The organism is Paludibaculum fermentans, assembly GCF_051172195.1.
Classification (GTDB): domain Bacteria; phylum Acidobacteriota; class Terriglobia; order Bryobacterales; family Bryobacteraceae; genus Paludibaculum; species Paludibaculum fermentans_A.
In genome coordinates this window covers 3540272-3564920 of record NZ_JBPJAQ010000001.1, presented here as the reverse complement: position 1 = coordinate 3564920, position 24649 = coordinate 3540272, and the positions used below count along the sequence as shown (strand labels likewise).

At 63.0% G+C, this 24649-nt stretch carries 24 protein-coding genes; 13 read left to right on the top strand and 11 right to left on the bottom strand.

Features of this window, described 5'->3' with window-relative positions:
- Nucleotides 1-3: 3 nt before the first annotated feature.
- From ACR9Y2_RS14550 to ACR9Y2_RS14530, 5 genes are all read right to left on the bottom strand, one after another.
- The gene (locus ACR9Y2_RS14550) at nucleotides 4-837 is read right to left on the bottom strand and encodes a hypothetical protein (RefSeq protein WP_435042087.1); all 834 of its coding nucleotides are present in this window, start codon (nucleotides 835-837) and stop codon (nucleotides 4-6) included.
- Between the two features lie 9 nt (nucleotides 838-846).
- Nucleotides 847-1782: a hypothetical protein gene (locus tag ACR9Y2_RS14545; protein ID WP_435042085.1), complete on the bottom strand. Its 936-nt coding sequence runs from the start codon at nucleotides 1780-1782 to the stop codon at nucleotides 847-849.
- 22 nt (nucleotides 1783-1804) lie between these two features.
- Nucleotides 1805-4582: a hypothetical protein gene (locus ACR9Y2_RS14540; protein ID WP_435042084.1), complete on the bottom strand. Its 2778-nt coding sequence runs from the start codon at nucleotides 4580-4582 to the stop codon at nucleotides 1805-1807.
- Nucleotides 4583-4652: 70 nt separating this feature from the next.
- Nucleotides 4653-5126 carry a TlpA family protein disulfide reductase gene (locus tag ACR9Y2_RS14535; RefSeq protein WP_435042083.1) on the bottom strand — a complete coding sequence of 158 codons (474 nt, stop codon included), beginning with the start codon at nucleotides 5124-5126 and terminating at the stop codon, nucleotides 4653-4655.
- Between the two features lie 18 nt (nucleotides 5127-5144).
- The gene (locus ACR9Y2_RS14530; protein WP_435042082.1) at nucleotides 5145-6341 is read right to left on the bottom strand and encodes an inner membrane CreD family protein; all 1197 of its coding nucleotides are present in this window, start codon (nucleotides 6339-6341) and stop codon (nucleotides 5145-5147) included.
- A 135-nt stretch (nucleotides 6342-6476) separates the two neighbouring features.
- Between ACR9Y2_RS14530 and lpxD the strand changes: the two genes are divergently transcribed.
- The 9 genes from lpxD (at nucleotide 6477) to ACR9Y2_RS14485 (ending at nucleotide 16354) form a co-directional block, all read left to right on the top strand.
- Entirely contained in the window at nucleotides 6477-7514 is a 1038-nt protein-coding gene (gene lpxD / locus ACR9Y2_RS14525) for a UDP-3-O-(3-hydroxymyristoyl)glucosamine N-acyltransferase (protein ID WP_435042081.1), read from the top strand.
- Nucleotides 7511-8299 (top strand): TIGR00730 family Rossman fold protein, encoded by a 789-nt coding sequence (locus ACR9Y2_RS14520; RefSeq protein WP_435042080.1) that lies wholly within the window; start codon nucleotides 7511-7513, stop codon nucleotides 8297-8299. The genes lpxD and ACR9Y2_RS14520 overlap by 4 nt, the downstream gene beginning before the upstream one ends.
- A 67-nt stretch (nucleotides 8300-8366) precedes the next feature.
- A complete protein-coding gene (locus ACR9Y2_RS14515; RefSeq protein WP_435042079.1) occupies nucleotides 8367-10373 on the top strand; it encodes a PP2C family protein-serine/threonine phosphatase in 2007 nt (668 codons plus the stop codon).
- A 4-nt stretch (nucleotides 10374-10377) separates the two neighbouring features.
- Nucleotides 10378-11388 carry a potassium channel family protein gene (locus tag ACR9Y2_RS14510; protein ID WP_435042078.1) on the top strand — a complete coding sequence of 337 codons (1011 nt, stop codon included), beginning with the start codon at nucleotides 10378-10380 and terminating at the stop codon, nucleotides 11386-11388.
- 13 nt (nucleotides 11389-11401) lie between these two features.
- Complete coding sequence (locus ACR9Y2_RS14505) at nucleotides 11402-12874, top strand: NAD(P)H-hydrate dehydratase (RefSeq protein ID WP_435042077.1); 1473 nt, start codon at nucleotides 11402-11404, stop codon at nucleotides 12872-12874.
- Nucleotides 12871-13302 (top strand): tRNA (adenosine(37)-N6)-threonylcarbamoyltransferase complex ATPase subunit type 1 TsaE, encoded by a 432-nt coding sequence (tsaE, locus tag ACR9Y2_RS14500; protein ID WP_435042076.1) that lies wholly within the window; start codon nucleotides 12871-12873, stop codon nucleotides 13300-13302. Before ACR9Y2_RS14505 ends, tsaE begins: the two co-directional genes overlap by 4 nt.
- 5 nt (nucleotides 13303-13307) lie before the next feature.
- On the top strand, nucleotides 13308-14390 hold the full coding sequence (locus tag ACR9Y2_RS14495) for an AI-2E family transporter (RefSeq protein ID WP_435042074.1): 1083 nt from the start codon (nucleotides 13308-13310) through the stop codon (nucleotides 14388-14390).
- A gap of 42 nt (nucleotides 14391-14432) precedes the next feature.
- The gene (locus ACR9Y2_RS14490) at nucleotides 14433-15263 is read left to right on the top strand and encodes an AraC family transcriptional regulator (RefSeq protein ID WP_435042073.1); all 831 of its coding nucleotides are present in this window, start codon (nucleotides 14433-14435) and stop codon (nucleotides 15261-15263) included.
- A gap of 56 nt (nucleotides 15264-15319) precedes the next feature.
- A complete protein-coding gene (locus ACR9Y2_RS14485) occupies nucleotides 15320-16354 on the top strand; it encodes a serine hydrolase domain-containing protein (RefSeq protein ID WP_435042072.1) in 1035 nt (344 codons plus the stop codon).
- A 9-nt stretch (nucleotides 16355-16363) separates the two neighbouring features.
- Here ACR9Y2_RS14485 and ACR9Y2_RS14480 read toward each other — a convergent pair whose 3' ends face one another.
- The 5 genes from ACR9Y2_RS14480 to rpmB all read right to left on the bottom strand — a co-directional run bounded on the left by ACR9Y2_RS14480 (nucleotide 16364) and on the right by rpmB (nucleotide 19166).
- A complete protein-coding gene (locus ACR9Y2_RS14480) occupies nucleotides 16364-17056 on the bottom strand; it encodes a hypothetical protein (protein ID WP_435042071.1) in 693 nt (230 codons plus the stop codon).
- A gap of 13 nt (nucleotides 17057-17069) precedes the next feature.
- Complete coding sequence (locus ACR9Y2_RS14475) at nucleotides 17070-17507, bottom strand: hypothetical protein (protein ID WP_435042069.1); 438 nt, start codon at nucleotides 17505-17507, stop codon at nucleotides 17070-17072.
- Entirely contained in the window at nucleotides 17504-18646 is a 1143-nt protein-coding gene (locus tag ACR9Y2_RS14470) for a tetratricopeptide repeat protein (protein WP_435042068.1), read from the bottom strand. Before ACR9Y2_RS14470 ends, ACR9Y2_RS14475 begins: the two co-directional genes overlap by 4 nt.
- Nucleotides 18647-18764: 118 nt before the next feature.
- The gene (gene rpmG / locus ACR9Y2_RS14465) at nucleotides 18765-18920 is read right to left on the bottom strand and encodes a 50S ribosomal protein L33 (RefSeq protein ID WP_194449013.1); all 156 of its coding nucleotides are present in this window, start codon (nucleotides 18918-18920) and stop codon (nucleotides 18765-18767) included.
- Between the two features lie 9 nt (nucleotides 18921-18929).
- Complete coding sequence (rpmB, locus tag ACR9Y2_RS14460; RefSeq protein WP_435042066.1) at nucleotides 18930-19166, bottom strand: 50S ribosomal protein L28; 237 nt, start codon at nucleotides 19164-19166, stop codon at nucleotides 18930-18932.
- Between the two features lie 74 nt (nucleotides 19167-19240).
- On the opposite strand from rpmB, the gene ACR9Y2_RS14455 reads away from it, so the two are divergent.
- The 4 genes from ACR9Y2_RS14455 to ACR9Y2_RS14440 all read left to right on the top strand — a co-directional run bounded on the left by ACR9Y2_RS14455 (nucleotide 19241) and on the right by ACR9Y2_RS14440 (nucleotide 23166).
- Nucleotides 19241-20293, top strand: a complete 1053-nt coding sequence (locus ACR9Y2_RS14455) for a hypothetical protein (RefSeq protein ID WP_435042065.1) — start codon at nucleotides 19241-19243, stop codon at nucleotides 20291-20293.
- A 114-nt stretch (nucleotides 20294-20407) separates the two neighbouring features.
- Nucleotides 20408-21265, top strand: coding sequence for a fumarylacetoacetate hydrolase family protein (locus tag ACR9Y2_RS14450; protein ID WP_435042063.1), 858 nt, complete (start codon nucleotides 20408-20410; stop codon nucleotides 21263-21265).
- On the top strand, nucleotides 21265-22440 hold the full coding sequence (locus ACR9Y2_RS14445) for a pyridoxal phosphate-dependent aminotransferase (protein ID WP_435042061.1): 1176 nt from the start codon (nucleotides 21265-21267) through the stop codon (nucleotides 22438-22440). The genes ACR9Y2_RS14450 and ACR9Y2_RS14445 overlap by 1 nt, the downstream gene beginning before the upstream one ends.
- Nucleotides 22441-22482: 42 nt before the next feature.
- Nucleotides 22483-23166 carry an adenylate kinase gene (locus ACR9Y2_RS14440; RefSeq protein WP_435042059.1) on the top strand — a complete coding sequence of 228 codons (684 nt, stop codon included), beginning with the start codon at nucleotides 22483-22485 and terminating at the stop codon, nucleotides 23164-23166.
- 587 nt (nucleotides 23167-23753) lie between these two features.
- Here ACR9Y2_RS14440 and yaeI read toward each other — a convergent pair.
- Nucleotides 23754-24593 (bottom strand): phosphodiesterase YaeI, encoded by an 840-nt coding sequence (gene yaeI / locus ACR9Y2_RS14435; RefSeq protein WP_435042057.1) that lies wholly within the window; start codon nucleotides 24591-24593, stop codon nucleotides 23754-23756.
- Between the last annotated feature and the right edge of the window lie 56 nt (nucleotides 24594-24649).

Below are 24649 nucleotides of genomic sequence, written 5' to 3'. Positions count from 1 at the left end.
GGGCTATTTCTGTCCTAGTTTCTGCGTCAGCGACTGAGCCTGGGTATTGAGGCTGAGGAGCTGGCGCAGATCGTCTTCGGCGGACTGCACCGTCGTCTGGATCCTGGAGATGTCGGGAGCAGCCGTCACCGGACTGTCGCGTTGGGTATCCAGCCGGACGGCCAAAGCCCGCAATTGGTCTGTCAGTTCGCGATAGCGGCGCTGGAGGCTGTTCAAGACAGTCTCCCGGCGCCGGTTCACTTCCAGCAGGCTATTGGCGGTATCGCCGGAGGTGCCGGATTTCTTCTGCAACGCGGTGAGTTCTTCCCTGGAGTGGCGCAGGTTGGTTTCGAGCTGCGACAGGCGATCGTTCTTCGTCTTCAGCTCCGCTTCCATGGCCTGCACGACGCGGCGGGTGGACTCAAAGTCTTCGCGGACGCCGGACTCACTGGCGCTGAGCTTTTTGTTCTCCAGCGTGAGAGTCTCGCGTGTGGATTCGAGGTCGCGGATCCGGTTCTGTAGCTCGGCATTGGAGGCCGTGGCCGCGGACAGCCGGGCCTGAACCTGGGCCAGTTCGCGGATCGCGTCCAGGCGGCGGCCTTCGCCCTCGGATTTGTGGGCAGGCGCGGCGGCAGCGGCGGGTTCAATGCCGCGCTCAGCCAGTTGCGCGCGCAGTGTGTCGTTCTCTTTGGTGAGAGCAGCGGCCTTGCCGGCGGCCGCCTCATTCGATTTTTCCAACTCGCCCAGGCGTGCCTGCAGAGCGGGCCCGCTCCGCTGGTAGCTGACATACAGCCACCCGCTGAGCCCCAGGGAGAGCACCAGCAGAACCAGCAACACGGCTTGTACGCGATTGTGCATGACGGGATCTTACTCCTTTCCGCCGGCCCGCATGGAGAAGCGCGTCCGGTATTGCAGGTCAGCGCCTTCAGCGGATAGATGCATGGTGAAGTTCCTGGGCGTGCCTTGCGGGATTTCGACGTCGAAGGCCCACATGGAGCGGATCTTCTCAAACGCCTGGGTGATGGTGATGGCGATATCGGTTTGGGTGCGGCAGAACATGGCCTGGCCTCCGGTGGCTTCGGCCATTTGTTGAAGCCCGGTCTGATAGGCGTCGTTGAGGCGATCGCGCAGAAAGGCGAGGTGAGTGACGAACACGGGCGCATCGGCCTCGGCGAGCGTGGCACTGAGTTTCGCGGTCTTTTCGCGGATGAGCGCTTCAGGGAAGCGGCGGCTGAGGTCGCGCGAGTCGCTCATATTGATGACCGGGTTCGTATAGTCTTCGCGGTAGTTGTAGATGTTCGAGTCGGTGATGTAGAGGATGGCGGTGCGGACGGGCGTTTTGCGCAGCAGGCTGGTGGCCAGGCGCTCTGCTGGTTCGATGGTTTCCAGCAGGCCGGCGCGTCCGGAGACGGGCGATTGCTGAATGGTGGCGGTGACGGAGGGGCGATCGGCCGTGGGATCGGTGACGACGCGCAGGCCATCCTGGGAGCGAAGTACGCCCAGCCAGATGTTGGGGGGCAGCTTCTCAATTTCGGTAGCCATAGCGGCGCGGGCGGCATCGACCAGGGTGAGGTCGCCGGTGACGTCGAGGACGATGAGCAGGATGAGGCCGTCGTCAGGCCCCTTGATGCGAAGAATGCGGGCATCCTTGCCCTCGGCCCGGGCCTTGAGATCCTTCAGCTCGGGCGTGGAGCTCCAGGCGGTGACACGGCGCACGTGGACGGCGGGCGCGGCGGCATTACTGCCGAAGAGCTGTGCCGCCGCGGCCGCGGCCAAGACGGGGATACATAGCCGGCGCGTCATTCTCTGAATCCAGTCCTGAGGCTCAGAAGCTAAACCTCAAGCCTAGCTGGACGACACGTCCGCCGCGCGAGCCGATGATCTTGCCGGCGTTCACGTTGGGCGAGCTTTCGGTGCCGATGACGGTGTCGGGCAGGTTCCAGTTGGCGTTGTTGATGAAATTGAAGCCGGAGGCGGTGAACTCCATGCTGCGCTCCTGGTCGATGGCGAAGCGCTTGCTGACGGAGAGGTCGTGGTTCTGCGTCATGGGGTTGCGCAGGGTGGGATGGGTGCGGGGTCCGCTGCCCATTTCGAAATCGTCGGGATGGCTGAAGGCGGCGGGGTTGAACCACAGGTCGGGGCCCTGGTTTTCGGGCAGCGGATTGACGCCGGGCACGACGTTGACGCGTACGGTCTGGAGGACGCCGCCGGTGTTGTTGAACTGGGCGCGAAGGGAGAGCGGGTCGCCGCTGGAGACGGAAGAGATGCCGCTGATGGACCAGCCGTCGGTGAGGTAGCGGCGCCAGTCCGGGAAGACGAGATAGGGTTTGCTGGTGCCGATGGGCAGCTCGTACATGTAAGTGAGCGAGAGGCGCTGCGGGTTGTTGCCGGCGGTGAGGCCCCATTCGTTGTGGCGGTTGAAGAAGTCCTGTTTGCCGTAGGGGCCGGAGTAGTCGTCGTACTGGCGCGAATACTCGTAAGTGCCGGTGAGCGAGAGCCCCTGGGCGGTGCGCTTTTCGACGCGGGCGGAGGCGGCTTCGCGACGGTAGCGGCCATCGGGCCACTGGCTGAAGACGTCGGTAGCGATGAACTGCGGGTAAGGCCGCAGCGAGCGGTTGAAGGCCTGGTCGTTCAACTTGTCGCGATAGGACATCGTCTCGGGCCGCAGGGCATCGGGATTGACAGCGTAGTTGCCGACGAAGAGATCGCGGCCCCAGGAGACGCCGAGGGAGCCGGTGAGGACGAAGCCGCCGGTGAGTTCCCGCTCATAGCTGGCGCCGACCGACTGGTAGCGAGGCAGGTGGCCTTCGGTCTCGAGGATGGTGGCGTTGGTGTCGTCGGCGGCGGTGGGGGTGAGGTCGGGGATGGGCTTCGGCGTAGGCGGCACGCCCTGGCGGAGCGTGAAGGCCGGCACCAGCTGCGAGTTGGCGGAGTAGTAGTTGGGATGGCCGGTGAAGCCGCGGGTGCCCCATTGGCCGTTGTAGATGGGATAGGCCTGATAGCTCATCGCATAGGAGAGCCGGAGCACGGCCTTGCGATTGCCGCGCGGGTTCCAGGCCAGTGAGAGGTTCGGCTGGGGTTTCACGGCGATGGGCTGGAAAGCAGAGCCGTAGCCGCCTTTTCCGGCGAAGACCAGCGCGCCGAGGCGGCCGTTGGAGGGATTGAGGACGGAGAGGTCGACCGTGGACTGGCGATTGTAGCGTTCGGTGCGCGGGGCGGAGGTGAGGATGTTCAGGCCGAAGCTGAAGGTGAGTCCCTGGCGGTATTCCCAGGTGTCCTGTACGGCGGTGACCATGGTCCAGTTGCGGAAGTAAGAGGGCGTGGGCACGTCGCTGTAGTCCGAGGTGTCGACGCCGCCCAGCAGGAAGCTGGCGAAATTCTGGCCGGTATTGACGATGCCGGGCAGGCTGGTGAGGGCGGAGGTGAAGTAGTAGGCGCCGGACGGCAGGCCGGGATTGAAGGTATTCACGTGGTAGCGCACGAACTGGCCCACCATGCGCACATTGTGCTTGCCGACGCGGAGTGAGTGGGCGTCGGTGAGGACGAAGGTGCTGCGGGCGTTGCGTGCCTGGGGGCTGTTGCGGCCCATGGCGAGGTAGCTGCCGAGTTCGATGCGCGGGAAGGCCTGGCCGGGCACGCCGGTGAGACCGAGTTGGGCGGGCCAGTCGCCGCTGTCGCTGACGTTCTCGTTGACGTCGCTGTGGGCCTCGAAGGTGAGCGTATTCACACTCTGGGGCGAGGCGGTGTAGACGTATTCGAGGGAGCCGCGTCGGTTGACATAGTTGCGGTCGGGCGCGGCGGAGTCGGCTGCATTCGGAATGAAGGTGGCGCTGCCGGCGAAGCCGTTGGTGAAGGCGTAGCTGACGGCGAGGCGGTGCTTTTCGAGGAATGAGTGATCGACTTTGGCGATCATGCCGCTGGCCTTGTTGGTCTCGGGCGCGACGGCGAAGTAGTTATTGCGGAAGAAGGGACCGGCGTCGGAGTTGGGCTGGGGGTAGAAGGCAAGGATCTTGCGGGCGATGGGATCCTGGCGGTCGACCGGGATGCGGTTGTTGGGGTAAGGATCCTTGATGTACTGCAGGTTGTCGCGCGAGATCTCCAGCGAAGGGTTATAGGCGGGATTCAGGCGCGTGGTGGAGGGGTCGTAGATCTCCTGGGGTTCGCCGGCGCTATCGACCACCTGGCTGTAGTCGCCTTCGCGTTCAGTGGCGATGGGGACGGTGCGGAGGGAGCTGCGGCCGATGCGTTCCCGGACGCCCTCGTAGCTGAGGGAGAAGAAGGTCTTGCGGCCGCCGTTATAGAGCCTGGGGATGATGACGGGTCCGCTGACGTTGAAGCCCCACTGGTTGCGGCGCAGCAGGTTCTTGTCGCCACCGCGCTGGGCGATCTCGTGCGGGACGGCATCCAGGACGTCGTTACGGAAGTTCTCTGAAAGGCGCCCGTGAAATTGTGGACGGCTGGCTCCGCTGTTGGATGCCTTCTTGGGACTGTCCTCGCGGAAGCCGAGCTCGCGCGAGAGGACTTTGAATTCGTCGGCGGCCCGCTGCAGCTCAGTGGCGGGCCTGGGCGGCGTGCTTTGCGCCCGCAGCACGGCTGCAGACACAGCTAGGGCTGCGAACCACGAACTGTTCCGTCTGAGTACCAAATACCAGTTTACCGTGCTGGACACCTGCTCACAGATTCACGCGTTTGAGCAGTTGATGCAGACCAGCGTCGCCGATGCCGCCTTCCACGTCTGCTTTCAAGCGGGATGCGGCATCCAGCAGGACATAGTGCGGAAATGCCCGGGCCCCAAAGATAGCCGGCAGGTTGGTTGTCTCGCTCAGCACGATCTGGCCTTTGCGCGGCGAATTCGCCAGATATTTGCGGACGATGCGTTCCGATTCGTTGACGCTGACGGCAAGGACGGTCAGGCGGTCTCCATACTCTTCGACGAGGGCATCGACAGCCGGCTGATCGCGGCGGCAGACTCCGCACCAGGTAGCCCAGAACTGGATGAGAACGGGAGTGCCTTTGAGCGAGGCTTTGGAGAATTTCTGCCCCTTGATAGTGGTGCCGCGGAAATCGGGCGCCTCTTCCACGGGAAAGGCCTGCAATCCGGCACCGAAGGAACCAAGGAATGCAAGGAAAGCACGGCGGCGAGGCATGACTTCTCTACGGTACTACTATGCGGCGGGCTGGATGGCGGCCGGAGAAAAGCGTTCCGACCATCTGACGCGGCCGGTCCATTGCATGACCGCGAAGAGGGTGCAGATGGAACCGATGGTGATGGCGAGGCCGGTGTAGCCGGGGAAGAAGAAAGCGTAAGAGAACAGCACCAGATAGGCGAATTGTGCGAGCCCGGCTTCGACCAGTGCGAAGCGCAGGCCGACCACGATGCGCAGGTAGCTGACGACCAGCAGGACGGAAACGGCGGAACTGATGAAGAAGGCGGCGTGGATGGAGATGTGATCGACCAGATAGGCCAGCAGCAGGTGGAAGGCGAAGAAGGCGCAGGCCAGGAAGAAGTAGTTCATGGGGTGCAGGTCGATGCGCTTCATTGTTGTGATGACCAGCATGAGAAAGAAGAAAAAGAAGAGCGAGACCGGGACGAAGGTGCTGATCTCGCCGGCCAGGGGCCCGGGCTGGGCCTTGACGGGCATGGTGACGGCGATGGGGACTCCGGAGACGAGGCTGGAGTAAGTCCACTGGAGGTCCCACCCGGCCGGGGCATCGCGTTTGGCGGTGGGCGCGAGGGTGTTGTCGGGGAAGTCGATGTCGCGGAAATCGGTGACCACCTTGCATTGGAAATTTCGAATCTGGCCGGCGGCCTCGCCGAAGCGATACTGCCACCGATCGAGGCCCTGGGAGCGGTAGGCGACATGAAGGTTGAGCGACTCGCCGAGGTCGAGGTTGAGATGGGTGAAGAGCGCTCCGTCGCGGTTCTCGGTGGATAACGCCTGGCCATCGCGCAGGATGGTGAGTCCGTCGTAGACCGCCTGTTTGGCGGGCAGGGGGAAGGTGAGGCGGACCTGGACGGCGCGCCCGGTGTCATTGGTCAACGTATAGACGCCCTCGAAGTTGACGGCGTAGGTACTGAACCAGAGGAGACCCTTCTGGCGGGGCTGGAGGGCCAGCTTCACGCGCAGGTCACTGCGCATGATGGGCAGCACGTGGGTCTCGACGCCGCCGGTGGCGTTGAGGGAATCGACCGCGGCGACAGGCGGCTGCTGCGTGAGTTCCGAGCCCCAGACGGATTCGACTCGTCCCCGCAGGCTGGAGCCGGAGGCGCTGCTACGGCTGTAAATGGTGGCGGCCAGGATGGCCCAGGCGATGGAAGTGCAGACGAAGATGAAGCCGATGGCGGCGAGGCGTTTGAACATGATGGGACCAGTATGCCCGCTGTTCGCCATAGTGTAAAGTACTTTTTGATATAAAGTTATTTCAACTGCCAACATTCGAATCGTAGCGCATCCTGCAACGCTGGCACGCTGCCCGTTGCGCTACCCTGAGGCTGAATGAAGTTACAGGAACTGGCGGAACAGTTAGGCTGCGACCTGCGTGGAGACGGCGGCGTGGAGATCAGCGGCGTAGCCGGTATGGAGTATGCATCCGCGTCCCAGATCACGTTTCTGGCGAATCCGAAGTACGCGCACAAGGTGAAGAATACGCAGGCCGCGGCGATCATTGCGGCCGCCTCGGTTCCGGAGCTGCCCATCCCCGTGGTGGTGAGCGAGAACCCATATCTGGACTTCGCGCGAGCCCTGGCGTTGTTCTATCAGCCGCCCAAGCCGGCGGCGGGCATCCATCCGGCGGCGGTGATCGCCCCGACGGCGACGATCGGGGAGAACGCCTCGATCGGGGCTGGAGCCGTGATCGGCGAGCATGTAAAGATCGGGCGCAACGCGGTGATCCATCCGCTGGTGGTCATCTATGAAGGCGCGGAGATCGGCGATGACTTCCTGGGCCATGCGCACTGCGTGGTGCGGGAGCACTGCCGGATTGGCCATCGTGTCATTCTGCAGAACGGCGTGATCATCGGCGGCGACGGATTTGGGTTTGCGAAGCGCAAGGACGGGTCGCATTTCAAGATCGTGCAGTCGGGCCCGGTGGTGATTGAGGACGATGTCGAGATCCAGACGCTGACGTCGGTGGACCGCGCAACGGTGGGCGAGACGCGGGTGCGGCGCGGGGCGAAGATCGACTCCCTGGTGCAGATCGGCCACGCCTGTGAAGTGGGTGAGGACAATATCATCTGCTCGCAGACGGGGCTGGCCGGGTCGACCATCCTCAAGAAGAATGTCCTGCTGGCCGGGCAGGTGGGCATTTCGGGCCACCTGACGATTCACGACAACGCCATAGTGTACGCGCAGAGCGGCATTGGACACGATGTGGCGGCGGGCAGTATTGTGTCGGGATCGCCGGCATTCGATGCGGGCGACTGGCGGCGGGCGATCACGGCCTATCCGAAGCTGCCTGAGCTTCTGAAGACGGTGAGACAATTGGAGAAACGCGTCAAGGAACTGGAATCCACGCTGACCGGAAAGTCGGAATGAAGAAAAGCGCACATCAAAACCGGGCTCCGTTCGCCTACAAGAACGAGGCATTCCTGGATAGCTGGAACGGGCGTTCCATACGAATCCTGTCGGAGTATCTGGAGCCGCTCGACCGCTTCAGCCAAGAGAAAATCCGGGACACTGTGGTGTTCTTCGGGTCGGCCCGGATCCAGGAAGAGGGTCCCCTGGCGAAGTACTACAGCGGCGCGCGGGAGTTTGCGCGGCTGATCACGCAATGGTCGGACGCGCTGCAGCCGCCGACGCGGCGCTTTGTGGTGTGCACGGGCGGGGGTCCGGGCATCATGGAAGCAGCGAACCGGGGCGCTCGGGATGCCGGGGGTAAGTCGATTGGCTTGAATATCGCGCTGCCGCACGAGCAGTACCCGAATCCTTATCTGTCGCCGGAGCTGAACTTCCAGTTCAACTACTTCTTCATGCGCAAGTTCTGGTTCGCCTACCTGGCCAAGGCGCTGGTGGTGTTTCCGGGCGGCTTCGGCACCTTGGACGAGCTGAGCGAAATTCTGACGCTGGTGCAGACGCAGAAGCTCGAGAAGAAGATCATGATCATGTTGTACGGCAGCGATTTCTGGAACGAGGTGATCAACTTCGAGGCGCTGGCCAAGTATGGTGTGATCTCGAAGGAGGACATCAAGTTGATGGACTTCGTAGACGATCCGCACACGGCGTTGGACCACCTGAAAGACTTCCTGACGCGGAACTATCTGCAGCCGCACCAGGTGCGGGCGGTGGACGAGATGCCGGATATCGCCAAGTCGCGCATTTGAGGGGAACACGGGCCGCGTTGCATAACATAAAGACCGCAGGCTGGAAATCTAGTAACCTGATACCCGAATGGCCTTAACAGGCTGGCTGCATTCCATCCGTTCGCTTGGCTGGATCGAGAGGCTCTTTGCCGTCTTTTTCGCACTCTCCGCCATTCTCTATTGGCGGGGCGGTCTCGATTCACTGCCGGGCCTTTTGTTGTTGCTGGTCACGGTCTTCTTCGGTTTCGCCACGATCTGGAGGGTGGGCGTGCGGCTGGTGCGGCGCGCCATCTGGCGGCTGCGCAACCGGCTGATTGTCGCCTACCTGTTCATCGCGGTGGTGCCCATCCTGCTGCTGGCCGTGCTGACGATCACGGGTGCGTGGATGATCTCCGGCCAGATTGCGGCCTATCTATTGAACATGGAGATGGACCGGCGCGTGAACTCGCTGCGGCAGACGGCGGGGTCGTTGGCGAGAGTCTCGGCCCAATCGAGGGCGGAGGCGGTCAAGCGCTCCGGCTTCATCTTCCACGACCGGTATCCGGGACTGCAGATCCTGGTGCACGACCAGGATGGGAAGGAAGTGCGGTACCCGGAGGACGCCAAGCTGGAGGTGCCGCCGGCCGGGCATCCGGAGTCAGCCGGACTGGTGGTGCGGGATAAGACCTTCTTCCTGTGGGCGCATACTGGCGGCCCGAAGACTGAGGTCGTGATCCTGGTGCCGGTGACGCGGACGTTTCTGCAGTCGCTGGTGCCGCAACTGGGCGACATTCAACTGGCGCCGATCGGGTTGACCGCGGAAGAGGCGAGGGAGTTGGACTACCGCCTGCATCCGGCGGTGCCGGAGGAGGCCGTCAACGCGACCGCTGTAGCGTCGACCGGGGTCCCGAGCGCGACCAGTTTCCTGGACTTCCGCCTGAAGTGGGGCGTGCGGCTGGGCGTGCCCGTATGGGAGAAACCGGGCGTCAGCAGGACGAATTTCCTGGGGGTGGTGACGCGCATCTCCGGTCCGATGAAGATCGTGTTCAGCGCCGATACGGGGACGGACGTACCGTCGCTGCTGGTGTTCTTCACCTTCTGCGGCATTGTCTTCCTGGTGGTGGAGGTGATCTCGTTCTACATCGGCGTGTCGCTGTCGCGCACGATGACGCTGGCAGTGCATGAGCTGTACGAGGCGACGGTGCATATCCGCGAAGGCGACCTGACGCACCGCATCCAGGTGAATGGAAACGACCAGTTGGCGGAGCTTGGGACGTCGTTCAACATCATGGCCGGGAATCTGGAGAGGCTGCTGCAATCGGAGAAAGAGCGGCAGAAGATGCAGGCCGAGCTGGAGATCGCGCGCGAGGTGCAGGATCAACTGCATCCGAAACCGATGTCCGGACTGGGGTCGTTACGGGTGACCTCCTTCTGCACAGCCGCGCGGATGGTGTCGGGCGACTATTTCGACTACCAGACCATCAGCGACAGCCAACTGGCGCTGGTGATCGGGGATGTCGCCGGCAAGGGCATCTCGGCCGCGCTGCTGATGGCGACGCTGCAATCGGCCCTGCGGTGCGAGCTGCGCCACTCCACTGAGATGGCGACGGCGGCGGCGGTGGGGATGGGTGAAGGCTATTCGGCGCCGCGCGTGTCGCCGTCGCAACTGGTGTCGAACCTGAACCAGCACCTGTACCTGTCGACCGCCCCGGAGAAGTACGCCACATTCTTCTTCAGTGTGTACGACGAAGTAGCCAGCACGTTGAGCTACACGAACGGCGGCCACCTGTCGCCGATCCTGATCCGCAACGGCAAGGCGACGCTGCTGGATTCGAATGGCCTGGTCGTGGGCGCATTCCCCTTCGCGGAGTATAGTGAGAGCCGTATCCGGCTGGAGCCGGGCGATCTGCTGGCCTGCTACACGGACGGCATCACCGAGCCGGAGAACGCCTATGGCGAGATGTTCGGCGAAGACCGCCTGATTGCCCTGCTGCTGGCGCACGCCGATAAGGACGGAGCCGAGATCGCGGCGAAGATTGTGGAAGAAGTCACGAAGTGGACCGCCTCCTCGGAATTGCAGGACGATATGACGCTGTTGCTGGCGAGAAAGGTCTGAGGGAGTGACCCCGCAGTTCCGCCGCATTTCGTTTGTCGCCGCAGCGATTGCCGGCACCGTCACCGTCGGCACACTCGGGTACATCTTTGTCGCGCATTATCCGGTGCTGGACGCCATCTACATGGCGGTGATGACCATGACGACGGTGGGCTATGGCGAGATCCGGCCGTTGAGCCAGGCGGCGCGGGTCTTCAATACGTTCTACATGCTGTTGAGCGTGAGCATGCTGCTGCTGGCGCTGGGCGTGATGACGCAGACCATCATCGAACTGCAGTTCGGCAACCTGTTGGTGAAGAGGCGAGCGAAGAAGATGATCGACAAGCTGGAGAATCACTACATCATCTGCGGCTTTGGCCGCGTGGGCCGGGGTTCGGCGGCGGAATTGCGGCAGGCCGGCGTACCGCTCGTCATCATCGATCGCCGGGAAGACCGTGTGGACTGGGCGATGCGCGCGGGCTACCTGGCCTGCCTGGGTGACTCCACGCGCGACGAGACGCTGTATGAAGTCCGGGTGACGCACGCCCGCGGCCTGATCGCCGCCCTGGCTACGGACGCCGACAACCTGTTCGCCGTCATTTCGGCCAAGACACTGAATCCGAAGATCCGGGTGGCGGCCCGGGCGGCGGAAGAAGAAGCGGAGAGGAAGATGCGGCAGGTGGGCGCGGATGCCGTGTTCGCGCCGTATGTCATGACCGGCACCAGGCTGGCGCAGTCGCTGCTGAAGCCGCATGTCCGCCAGTTTCTGGATTTCGCCACCACCAACATCGGTCTCGACGTTGGCATTGAGCAGTTGGAAGTGGGCGCGGGCAGCGACCTGGTGGGCAAATCGCTGGCCGACCTGCGCATCCGCAGCGAGCTGAAGGTGATCGTGCTGGCAATCCGCCGCGCTGACGGTAAGATGGTGTTCAATCCCCCCGCTGATGCGGTGATCCAGGTGCAGGACTACCTGATTGTGATGGGCGAGTCGGAGCCGCTGCGGCGGCTGGAGAGCCGGGTGACCGGGGCGGTCTCTTAAGACTGGTGACAACATGAAGGTTCTGACCGGCGGACAGATGCGGGCAATCGACCATCTCACGATGGAGGCGGGTGTGCCCGGCCTCGTGCTGATGGAAAACGCGGGCTGCCGTTTTGTGGAGTTCCTGGAGCGGCACTACGGGCCTTTGGACCAGCATCGCATTGTGGTGATCTGCGGCAAGGGCAATAACGGCGGCGACGGCCTGGTGATTGCGCGGCAGCTGAACATCCGCTTCAAACCACGCTCACTGGACGTGGTGCTGGCCTATCCGCCTACGGAGTTCAAAGACGACACGGCCACCAACTGGAAGATGCTGCAGGTGACGGGCACGCGCGTGACGCGCACGCTGGAGCCGCGGATGCGGGCCGCCACGCTGGTGATCGATGCGCTGCTGGGCACGGGCCTGGAAGGTCCGGCAAGGCCGCCCGCCCTGGATTGGATTCGCGAGATCAACGGCGGCTTCCCGGGCGCCGCGGTGGTGAGCGTCGACGTGCCGTCGGGCTTGTTTGACGGTGGCGAGTCGGTTCGGGCCGCGGATACGGTGACGTTTACGGCGCCGAAGGTGGAGCAGGTGATCCCGCCGACCTGCGACCGTGTGGGCAGGCTGCATGTGGTGCAGATCGGCACTCCGGCATCGCTGATGGATAAGAGCCCGGAGTACTGGCTGAATCTCGTGGAGCCTCGCTTGTTTCGCCGGCTCTTCGAACCGCGGCCCCCAGGATCGCATAAGGGCGATTTCGGGCATGTGCTGGTGATTGGCGGCGCTCCGGGCAAGGGCGGGGCGGCGGCGATGTCCGGACTGGCGGCGCTGAAGATTGGCGCGGGGCTGGTGACGGTGGCCACCTCGGAAGAAGAACGGCGGACGGTGACGGCGCTGGCTCCGGAGCTGATGACGCAGTCGATCGCACAGGATCCGGGCGGCAAGGACGTTCTGGCGATTGGGCCGGGCCTGGGTGTGGAACCGGATCTGGCGGGGGTCGCGCAGCGGCTGTTTGCGCAGTCGGCGCTGCCGCTGGTGATCGACGCCGATGGATTGAATGCCCTGGCGGGCACCGCGTTTCATGGGCCGGGACCGTGGCGCGTGCTGACGCCGCATCCGGGCGAAATGTCGCGCCTGGCAGGCTGCAAGACGACGGACATCCAGGCCGATCGGGTGGGTGTCGCGCGCAAGTTCGCCATGGAGCGCAATGTGGTGCTGGTGCTGAAGGGCCAGCGCACGGTCACGGCCTTTCCGGATGGCCGCGCGTTCCTCAATCCCAGCGGCACCCCCGCCATGGCGACGGGCGGCAGCGGGGATATCCTGACAGGCATGATCGCGGGGCTGATGGCGCAATGGCCCGATCGGCGTGAACAGGCCGTCCTGGCGGCGGTGTGGCTGCACGGACGCGCCGGGGAACTGGGTGCGGCCGAATTGACTGAGCAATCACTGACGGCCACTGACCTGATCCGCTACCTGCCGGCCGCCATTCGCGAAACACAGGCATGATAAGCACGCGCTACACCACAACGAACGAGGACGAAACCATCGAGCTCGGCCGCGTGCTGGCAGCGGCCTGGGCCAGGCCGTGCATCGTGCTGCTGATCGGCAATCTGGGGGCGGGCAAGACGACGCTGGCGAAGGGTATTGCTGAAGGATTGGGCTCGGCCAGGGCCGATGATGTCTCCAGCCCGACGTTCCCGCTGATCCACGAGTATGGCGACGAAGGCGACCTGTATCACATCGACCTTTACCGCCTGGACACGCAGGCGGAGGTGGAAACACTGGGCCTGGAGGAGATTTTCGAGCGCCCCGCGGTCGTGCTGCTGGAGTGGGCGGAGCGCTTCCCTGCCCTGCTGCCGGCGGAGCGGATCGAGATCCGGATCGAGGTCCAGGGCGAAGAAACGCGTGTTTTGACGGTCACTGAGCTACCCTGAAGCAGATGACTGAGTCTGCAGGCCTGAGCCGCCCCCTGATTGCCCTGTCCGTGCTGGCCATCGCCATGGCGGCGCTGGTCTACCTGCTGCTGTTGCCGTTCCTGCATCCCATCTTCTTTGCCCTGGTACTGGCGATCGCGGCGCAGCCACTGTTCCACGGGCTCTCTGCCCGATTGAAACGGCCGGCGCTGTCGGCTTTGCTCACCACGCTGCTGATGATTGTGGCCGTGCTGGTGCCGCTGGCGATGCTGACAGTCACCATCATCAATGAAGCGACGTCCACCTACAATCAACTGGCGCAGCAGAGCGCGGAGAAGGGCGGCTGGGGCCAGTATCTGAACGATCTGCTGGATCCGCCGGTGCAGTGGGTGGCGGCGCAGACGGGCATGCCCGCGCCGAACGTCCAGGCGCTGGTCTTGCAGCGCATGCAGTCGTTGAGCACATCGCTGCTGCAGTGGAGCGGCTCGCTGCTGGGGAACCTCACCAGCACGCTGGGCGACCTCGTGCTGAGCCTGTTCGTCATGTTCTTTCTCTTCCTGGAGGGCAACGCCATCTGGGCAGGAATCCTGCGCTGGATGCCTTTGCCGGAATCGCGGACCAGGGAATTGCTGCAGACGATCTCGGACGCGATTGTGGCCAACGTATATGGGTTCATCGCCGTGGGTGCGGCCCAGGGCGTGCTCACCGGCCTGGCTTTCTGGTTTACGGGATTGCACGCGCCATTCCTGTGGGGCTCAGTAGCCGCCATTTGCTCACTGCTGCCCCTGGCCGGCACTGCCATCGTGTGGGGGCCCGCCGCACTGATCCTGCTCGCCCACGGAGCCTGGGGCAAGGCCTTGTTCATGCTGTTGTGGGGCGTGCTGGCCATCAGCATGTCCGATAATATCGTCCGCCCCCTGGTGCTGAGCGGGCGCACGGAGATGAACACCCTTGTCGTCTTCTTCGCCCTGATGGGCGGGTTGCAGGCTTTCGGCTTCATTGGGCTGTTCGCCGGACCGGTGATCTTCTCAGTCGCCATCGCCGTCTTCCGCATGCTGCGCGAGGAGTACACGCAGCCGATGGTCGAGCTGGAGATCAAACAGACTTAGCCTGGTCGCGAACAAAGCGGCGCTGCCGAGCGTATACCCTTTGTGGATCCACAAGCCCTCATTCTGCCGCACGGCCAGTTTCTTGGCGCCTGTGCGTCGAGGCGGGAGACGGGCGGGTTCGCGCTGTCCGAACTGACGCCCACCGTGCCGGCGGACGAAGTCGCGCGCCATACGCACGAAGACGCACACCTGGTGCTGCTGCTCGACGGGACGTATATTTCCTCCGCGGCCAAGGCTCCGCCCCTGTGCCGGCCGCCGCTGCTGATCTACAATCCGCCGGGGACCACGCATCGGGACCGGTTCCACACCCTGGACGGACGGTTCCTGACCATTTCGGTTTCCGGTGCGGGCCTGCAGCGGATCAGGCAATTCCTGGAGCCGCTGGACAGGCCTACCGCCTTCCGGGAAGGCCCGCCGCTGCAACTGGCGCAACGGCTGTTCCGCGAGTGCCGCCAGTGGGACCGGGTGTCGCCGCTGGCCGCCGAAGGGCTCTGCCTGGAGCTGATGGCCGAAATGGCGCGGGCGGCGGACCGCCGGCACCGCCAACCGCCCGCCTGGCTCAAAACCGCCCGGGCGTTGATCCACGACAGCAGCGCCTTGAATCTTAGCGTCTCCGAGGTCGCACAGGCCGCCGGAGTCCATCCTGTCCACCTGGCTCGCACGTTCCGCGAGTTCTACCAGTGCACGCCCGGCGACTACCTGCGGCACTGCCGCCTGGAACGGGCGGCCGGCCTGCTGAGGCGTCAGCAGCAACCCATCGCCGAGATCGCGCTGGATGCGGGCTTCGCGGATCAAAGCCATTTCTCCAAGGCCTTTCGCAAGGCGTTCGCCGTGTCGCCCAGCGAATACCGGCGCGCGCATGTTGCCCGGTGACCAATCCGCTCCGCGGGTACAAGACACGCTGCCCCTTCGCAGCCAATACTCAGAACATGCTTCGCAGCTTTCTGCTCGCCTTCGCCACGGCCGGACTTGTTTCGGCCCAGGCACTTGCTCCCATGACGCAGGCCATCCGGGCCGGCGAGTTCAAGGAGATCACCAGCGTGGTGGTGGCGCGCCACGGCTCCATCGTCTACGAGGAGTATTTCGACAAGGGCGGAGCCGAGGCTCTCCGCAATACGCGGTCCGCCACGAAGACTGTCGCCGGCATGCTGATTGGGATTGCCATCGACAAAAAGCTGCTCTCCGGGACGGACGCCGCGGTGTTCGGGTTCTTTCCCGACAAACACCCGGTGGCGAATCCGGATCCGCGCAAGGAGAAGATCACGGTGGAGGATCTGCTCACGATGAGTTCGCTACTGGAGTGCGACGACGAGAATCAGTTCTCGCGCGGAAATGAAGAGCGGATGTACCTGATTGAGGATTGGATCCAGTTCACGCTGGATCTGCCGGTGCGCGGCTTTCCGGCCTGGGTAAAGAAGCCGAAAGACTCGCCTTACGGCCGCAGTTTCAGCTACTGCACGGCCGGCGTGACGACGTTGGGCGGAGTGATTGAGCGCGCCACCCGCTCGACTGTGCCCGCGTTCGCGGAAGCCAATCTTTTTGCGCCGCTGGGGATCAAGAAGGCTGAGTGGCAGTTCTCGCCGACGGGCATCGCGCAAACCGGCGGCGGGCTGGAACTGCGCAGCCGCGACCTGCTGCAACTCGGGCTGCTGTACGCGCATGGCGGCCAGGCCAACGGCCGGCAGATCGTCTCCAAGGAGTGGGTGGCTGCCTCCACCCAGCCGCATGCCCAGGTGAATGACGACACGGAGTACGGTTACCTATGGTGGGTCAAAGCGTTCCCCGTAGGCACGAAGAAATATGCTGCATTCCTGATGCAGGGCAATGGCGGGAATAAAGTCGCGGTGTTCCCGGCCCTGGACCTGGTGGTGGTGATCACGACGACGAACTTTGGGGTGCGCGCATCGCACCAACTCAGCGACCGGCTGCTGACGGAGTACATCCTGAAGAGCGTTGAACCGTAGCCCGCGCGGTCACTTCTTCTTGTCCTTCTTGTCCTTCTCGTCCTTGGACGCAGCGGGGGCGGGCAGGCTGTCGCCCAGTTTTTCGCCCGGCTTGAGTAGCGAAGGCTTCTTCTTGCCCGGTGCGACGCCTTCCTTCTCCGAGGCGATGCGGGTCTGCTGTTTCTGGGCTTCTTCCTTGCCCTGCGGTGTGAGCAGTTCGTCGCGTTGCTTCTTCAGTTCCGCCTCGCGCATCTCCACGTCGTGGGTGCGGGACTTCAGGTCCTGCTCGTTGATTTCGACGCTGTCCTTGGTGGTTTCAATCGCCTGGTCGAGCGCGAACTGATAGCGGCCCTTGTCCGGAGCCTCGAGTTCGGCAAACTTCTCCAGTTGGGCCACCATCTCCTTCTGGGTTTTGGCCACCAGGCCCAGGGACGTCGGCGGCTTCTGCTTGTGAATGCTGTTGTCGACGTAAGAATCGATGGCGTCCATGATCTCGGTGTACTGCTCCAGCGTGTCGTGGATCAGGCCGCTGCGGCCTGCCTTCTGTTTCGCGAAGAGCTGATCGAGCAGGGAGATCCGCTGCTGGGCGAACTTCACATAGAGGGCCAGCCGTTCATCGGGATCCTGCACGATCCGGACCTGGTCCGTTTCGTCGGCGGTCAGAAAGTCTTTCTGGGCGGCCAGCGGCGCGGCCAGCAGAAGCAGGGCCAGTAGGAATCGCATGCCTCATCCCTCCTTATTTCCCGGTCATGACGCCGAGCAGAAACTCCTCGTGCGTCACCGTCACTTCGTCACGGATCTTCTCGGCCGCCGGGCGGTCTTCGAAGCCCAGGGCCAGCACCAGATCCTTTAGCTGCCTCATCACAGCCTGTGTCTTGAGTTCACCCTTCTTGTACTGCCGGGAGAGCTTGGCCGGTTTCTTTCCGGTCTCGCGCAATGACTCGAGGGCCAACTTGGTGGCGGCGCCGATCTCGGTGAGGGCGCGCATCAGTTCTGTGCGGCTGCCGTTATCCTTGACGAGCGTGTTCGCGACTTTCGACTGGGCCTCGGCCAGCTCGATGGAGCGTTCAAATCGTTTGAGCAGGTCGGGTTCTTTCCTGATCTCGTCGACATCGGCCCGCAGCAGCGAGGATCCAGCAATCAGAATGGCCGTCAGCCACAACCGCCCTGTCATCGATTCACCACCTTTTTGAGCGCGTCCGCCCTCTGGCGAGCCTTCCACTCTTCATCAGGGAACTTCCCCTCGCTGATGGACAGGAACTTGAGGTAGTTCTCCAACGCCGGCTTGTGCTGCGCCATTGCATCGAACATCGTCGCCCGGAAGTAATAATACGCCGGAGTCTCGCCGTTCATGGCTTTCACCTGCTCCAGCGCGGTCAACGCCGCATCGTACTTCTTCAGAAGGATGAGCATTGCAGCGAATTCGTTCCAGGCTTCGCGTGAATCCTTCTTCACGTTCACGGCGGCATAGAACTGCTTGACGGCGTCGTCATAACGTTTCTGGTCGCGCAGCATGCGGCCGTAGAACATGCGCATGTCGAAGTTATTGGGCTCGGCCGCTACAATCTGCTCGGCGAGGGGCAGGCTTTTGTCGAGCTGCTTGGAGCGCAGGTAAGCGGTCGACAGGGCATAGAGGACGGCTGGGGTGGGGCTCTTGGCGCGTGCCGCTTCCAGGCTCTGGATGGCACCCGGCAGGTCGCCTGCCTGCAGCAGCAGGACGCCGCGCCGCTCCTGCGCCGCCGGATCGTCCGGCAGTTTGGCATAGAGGGCCGCGGCCTTCTCGGGCTGTTTGGCGCGCTCGTAGACGTCGGCCAGTTCCAGCAGGGTAGCCGTATCCCTGGGATCCAATTCGATCGCTTTCTCGAAAGCAGGTGTCGATTTCGCCCAGTCGCCCAGCCCGGCATACGCCCGGCCCAGCAGGTAGAAGGGCTTGGGGTCGGTGGGCCGTTTCTGGCTGATCTCCTCCAGCAGGGGCACGGCCTCCTGGAAGGCTCCGGTTTTCACCAGGAGTTGCGCCAGGTTGGAGCGCGCCGGCGCCAGGTCGACCTTGGGCGGGCCGTTCATGCTGAGAACACGCTTGTAGGCGGCGATCGCCTCGGCGTCCTGGCCGTTCATGGTGAAAGCGTAGGCGAGGTTGAACTGCCACCCGATGTTCTTCGGGTCCTTGGCGATGGCGGCCTGGATCACCTGGATGGCCTGGGGGTAGCGGCCGGCGTCGAGATGGACCTTCATCTGCTCCTGCGGGCTGGCTGTATCCTGCGCGGAGCAGAGCGAACACAGCAGCATGGGCAGCAGTACGGGTGAACAGTTCATTACACCCTCATTCTAGGGCTTGCGGGGAGCGAATGCCGGGGCGGGCGGCCGCAAATACGAAAAGGCCGCCCACCGGGGCGGCCTTTTTGGTTGCGGAGGAAACGTCGAAGAAAGCCGGCTAGACCTTGGCTTCCTTAAAGTCAACGTGCTTGCGGATCTTGGGGTCGAATTTCTTGATGAGCATCTTCTCGGTCTTGGTCTTCGGGTTCTTCGTGGTGGTGTAGAAGCTCCCCGTGCCAGCCGTGGAAACAAGTTTGATGATGATGCGCGCCATGGAATTCTCCTAGAACTGGATGCCCTGGCTCTTCATTTTGGCCAGAACGGCGTCGACGCCGAGCTTGTCGATGGTTCTCAGACCGCGGGCGCTCACGCGAAGCCGGATAAACCGGCCCAGGGCCGGCGACCAGAGGCGCTTCTCGTGCATGTTGGGTTCGAACACGCGCTTCGACTTGTTGTTGGCGTGAGACACCCTGTTCCCACTGACGGGCTTCTTACCTGTGACAGGGCAATACTTGGACATTTCGATCTCCGGTTACGATGTGGCGGGGAATGCAGGGAATCCCTTCCAAGAATTATACACTGATAAGACCCGTTATGCCAACGCGCACTCTCACCGTCGCCCTGCTAGCGACCTCAACCCTTTTAACTGCACAGACTTATAAGGATCCAAGGAGTTCCCTGGAGATCTTCGAATTCGCCGCCCCCGGCGTCCTGTCGATGAATCTCTACTATCATTTTTCCAATTTCACGGCCGACGACGCCAATGTCATCTTCGCTGGCGGCAATCAGATCTTCCGCCTGAATGTGAGAACCCGCACCGTCCACCAGGTGACCACTGGCGAAGGCGTATCTCCTTACTCCGCCTGCCCACACCCCAAAAACGCCAATCTTCTCTATTACATGCGCGGGTCTCAAGTGACTGAGCTCGACCTGGCCGCCAACCGCGAACGGCGTATCGGAGAGATCCCCCAACCGCATGTGGGCGGCCATCAGCAGCCCAGTTTCACGGCCGACCTCAAGTCGCTTGTCGTCAGCAAGCAGCGCGATGCAAAGACCTGGGAGATCGGCCTGATGGACCTCGCCACGGGTACCTACAAGACCGTCATCACCCAGGGCTTCCGCATCGGCCACATCCAGCACCACCCCTCGCTGCCCCTCATCTTCTATGTATGGGAGACCGGCGGCTATGCCCCGCAGCGCAGCTGGCTGGTGAACGACGACGGCTCAGGCAACCGCCCGTTCTACTCCTCCACTGATCCCAAGCAGTGGGTCACGCCCTTGAAAGAATGGATGACGCACGAGTCGTGGGTGCCCCAGACGGGCGAGATGACCATGATTATGGACAAGGTCGGCATCCTCTTTGTCGACGTGGAAGGCAAAAGCCGCCTGCTGCCGGGCGACTACTGGCACGTGCATGCCCGTCCGGATGGCAAGTTCCTGGTCGCCGACGACAACAAGGGCAATCTGTGGCTGATCGAATCCGCGACCGACAATCGGCGCCTGCTCGCCTCCGGCCTGCGGGAAGGAGTGCGGGCCAGCCATGCCCATGCGTCCTTCGACCACTCAGGGCGGTATGTCCTTTTCAATACGGGCCATACGAAACAGGTGATCGCCCTGATTGACCTCAAGGCCGCGGGCCTCTTCTAGACCGGCACGGGCCGCTTGCCGGAGAGGCGGCCCAACATCCGGGAAACGTCCAGAATACTGGAGATTTTGAGCCGCTTCCGGCCGGCTTAGCTACACTCGTGGTAAGGAGAGTCCATGCGTCTTGTGACCTATATGAGCCCCGGCGAGGTGGCGCTGGCCGGCGTAGTGACCGGGGAACAGGTGTTCAGCCTGCAGCCGCTGGGATTTGCCAGTGTTTTGAGTGTGATCGCCGGAGGAGCCGCCGCCCGCGCAGCCATCGACGGCTATCTCAAATCGCTGCCGGCCAATGCCGGAAAGCCTCTGGCTGACGTGGTCCTGCTGGCTCCAGTGCCCCGCCCGCCCAAGTTCATCTGCGTGGGCCTGAACTATCGCGACCATGCCGCGGAAACGAAGATGGAAATCCCCTCGGTCCCGACCATCTTCAGTAAGTTCTCCAATTGCATCATCGGCCCCGGAGCGCCCGTCATTCTCCCCAAAAACTCAGTCAAGCCGGACTATGAAGCGGAATTTGCCTTCGTGATCGGGGTGGGCGGGCGGCATATCCCGGCGGACCAGTGGCGCGAGCACGTCTACGGCTACATGTGCGTGAACGACGTCAGCGCCCGCGACTTCCAGATGGCGACTTCCCAATGGCTGATGGGCAAGACCTTCGACTCCTTCGCCCCAACCGGCCCGTGGCTGACGACGGCCGACGAAATCCCGGATCCGCACAACCTGGACATCCGCATGGAGATCAACGGCGAGACGCTGCAGAACTCCAACACCAGCAACCTGATCTTCAACATTCCGCAACTCATCGAGTACCTGTCCAGCGTGTTCACGCTCGAGCCGGGCGACATCGTCACCACCGGGACTCCGGCCGGGGTCGGCTTCGGCCACAAGCCGCCGCGCTGGCTGAAGGCGGGCGATGAGACGGTGGTCACGGTGCAGGGGCTGGGCTCGCTGCGCAACCCCGTGGTCGCGGAAGTCTAGTGTTGTTCTCCGGGCGCACCCCTGCCAGCCTCTCTCCGAATCGCCTCACCCGCGTGCTGGCGGAGTTGAAGGCGGCCGGTGCGCCTATCATCGACCTGACCGTCTCCAACCCGACTCGCGAGGATATCGCTTACCCGCGCGAGGAAATCCTGGCTGCGCTGCAGGATACGAGATCGATCACGTATGAGCCGACGGCGCGCGGACTGCTGGAGGCGCGGGAGGCGATCGCGGAGTGGCATGCCGGCCAGGGCGTGGCGGCGGATCCGGGCAGCCTGATTCTGGCTGGCAGCACCAGTGAGGCTTACGGCTGGCTATTCAAGCTGCTATGCGACCCGGGCGATGCCGTGCTGGTGCCGCGGCCATCCTACCCCCTCTTTGAATGCCTGGCCGAACTGGACTCCGTGCAGGTGGTGCAATATCCTCTGATCGAGGAATTGGCCTGGGGCCTGGATATCTCTGAACTGGACCGGTTGGTGCATCCACGCACCAGGGCGATCGTCCTGGTCAATCCCAACAATCCGACCGGCACCTACCTGAAGCGCGACATCTGGTTGAGATTGCAGGAGTTCGCGGCCTATCGCGGGCTGGCGATCATTTCCGACGAGGTCTTCTTCGACTACGCCTGGCGGCAGGATCCGCAGCGTGTGTCCGCCCTGCAGGGTCCGCACCTGGCGCTGACCTTCACCCTCAGCGGCCTGTCGAAGATCTCAGGACTGCCGCAAATGAAACTGGGCTGGATTCATGTTGCCGGACCCGCCTCACTGAAAGCAGAAGCTCTGGAACGGCTGGAATGGATCGCCGACAGCTACCTGCCTGTGAGCGCACCCATTCAGCACGCCGCGGCGCGCTGGCTGGAGCTGACGCCGCGGATTCAGAACTCGATCCGTACGCGCACGGCGGGCAACCTCGAGAACCTGCAGGCAGCCGTGGGTTCGGGTGGCAATTGCCGCGTCCGGACGCCCGAAGGCGGCTGGTGCGCCATGCTGGAAGTGCCGCGCATCCACAGCGATGAGGAGTGGGCCCTGATGCTGCTGGAGAATCACTCTATCTGGCTGCAGCCCGGATACTTCTACGACTTCCAGCGCGAGGGCTTCCTGGTGGCCAGCCTGCTGCCGCGGCCGGAGGTGTTTCAGGCCGCGCTGCAACGCATTACCGGTATATTGAGATCTCATTGACTTAATTAGAAACTTAGCGATAGACTGCCAGAAGAGGCAGTCATGACCACCGCAACCGAACCCCTTACCCAGGCTCCAGCCACCACACGCATTCTTCTCCTGCTGGGACCTCCTGGTTGCGGCAAGGGCACCCAGGCGGAACGTCTCGCCAAACACTTCGGAATCCCCTCCATCTCGACCGGCGAGATGATCCGTGCCGAGATCCGCGCCGGTTCCGAACTGGGCCGCATTGCCGCGGGCGTCACCATCACCGGCGGCCTGCTCAGCGACGACCTGGTGAACAAGATCGTGCGTTCCCGGTTGGGCCAGGAAGACTGCAAGGGCGGGTTCATGCTGGACGGTTATCCGCGTACCGTGGAGCAGGCGAAATACCTCGCCGGCCTGCTGGAAGAATTGGGCTACCCCCAACCCACCGTGGTGCACATCGACGTCCCCGCCGAGCATCTCATCGCGCGCACCTGCAATCGCCGCTACTGCCCGCAATGCTCCGCGATCTACAACATTCAGAGCCATCCGCCAGCCGAACCGGGCAAGTGCGACAAGTGCCATATCGACCTGCAACAGCGCGCAGATGACTGCGAGGATACAGTAAAGAACCGTCTTTCCGCCTACGTACGCAGCACGGCCCCACTGATCGATCACTACAGTACCAGTACGTACTATAAGGTAGAGGGGTTGGGCGCACCGGACGATGTGTTTGCAAAAATACAGGATCATCTTTCGTAGTATCCTCAATTCTCTTTAGTATCAGGCACATGGCTGGCGACTACGCCGGTCCATGTGCCTTATTTATTTCAGCGTGACTGATCCTAGTAGGTACTAGAGCCGCACCCCCTCAAAGTAGGGGTACGGCACCCCCCGCACATAACCTCTTCACCCCCCTCTCCTGTCGGCTGTTTGTAAGGCCTTTACTCACGTAAGTTTAGAGAGTGCCGTTTACAAGTACGGCACTCAAGAAAGCCAAGCGCGACGAAGAGCGTGCAATGCTTTGAATGCTTTTGGGGAGAGACAACCGATGCCTGTGGGGAGACCGAGGGCCGATCAGCAGTTGGCACACTGCCGGGAAGTATCGCTCACGTGCCAGACCTGTATTTCTCAATCCGGCCGGGACCTGGTGCAAATCGCCGGAACTCTGGATGGCGCTATAATTCGCCAGTTATTCGCCGCCATGTATCCAGACTCCAATTGCCAGAGCAAAGCGCCTGCCTTCGTTCAGCTCGTGATGCGGGAGCAGGCCGCCAGGAACCAGAGAATTGTGCCGCAACCACTCCGCCAAGCCGCGGTAGCCTAGACCCGCCAGCCGCACCTGCCCGTCAGCCGTGGCTGACCTCCAGCAAGGTGACTTCCGGCCGGCACATCCAACGCACGCCATACAGATTACCTACGCCCCGGGACACATAGACCTGCCGTGTGTCCCAGGCGCGCAATCCAGCGACAAACCTTTTATCGCGGACAGGCGCGTAGCGCGGCCCGTCGAACGGCACCATCACCTGCCCCCCGTGCGTGTGACCGCAGATCATGAGATCCCAGCGGTAGCGCTGGACCACCTCTTTGCTATCCGGGTTATGCGCCAGCAGGACCGTGGGAAGGTTCTCCGGGTCCGCGTGGAAGGCCAGTTCGGGCTCAGCTTCGCCCGACCACAAGTCACCGATCCCGGCCAGGCGCCATTTCTGCCCCCGAATGTCGATGGCCTGCGATCGATTGTGAAGCAGGTGGATGCCCGCGTCTTCCAGCAGGCGCTCCACAAACAGGTGGCTGGAGAACCCGGCCCTGAGCGGCCCGACGGTTCCGCTGTCGTGATTGCCCAGCACGGCGAAGGTCGGGCAAGCCTGCGCTAGCCGCCGAAGGCGCGGTAGATACGCCGCCACATCGACGTCGTCTTCGCGCGTAATGAAATCTCCGGTGAGGCAGACGATGTCGGGTTTGTTCGCCAGGCCTTGTGTGATCGCATCTTCAATCAACGACATGGGCACACACCACGACGAATGCAGGTCGGTCAATTGCAGAATCCGCAGCGGCTGCCGGGCGGCAGTCTTCACCGGAACCCGGGTGTGCGTGACTTCCAGCCAGCGCGGTTCCCACAGCACCGGGTAGGCACAGGCCGCTGGCGCGCTGAGCAGGGCGCCTTTCAGCAGTTTTCTTCGCGTCAGCATCCCGGATTGGAATTCATTGTCGCAGGAATCTGTGAAAAATCGAGCAGTATCACGAC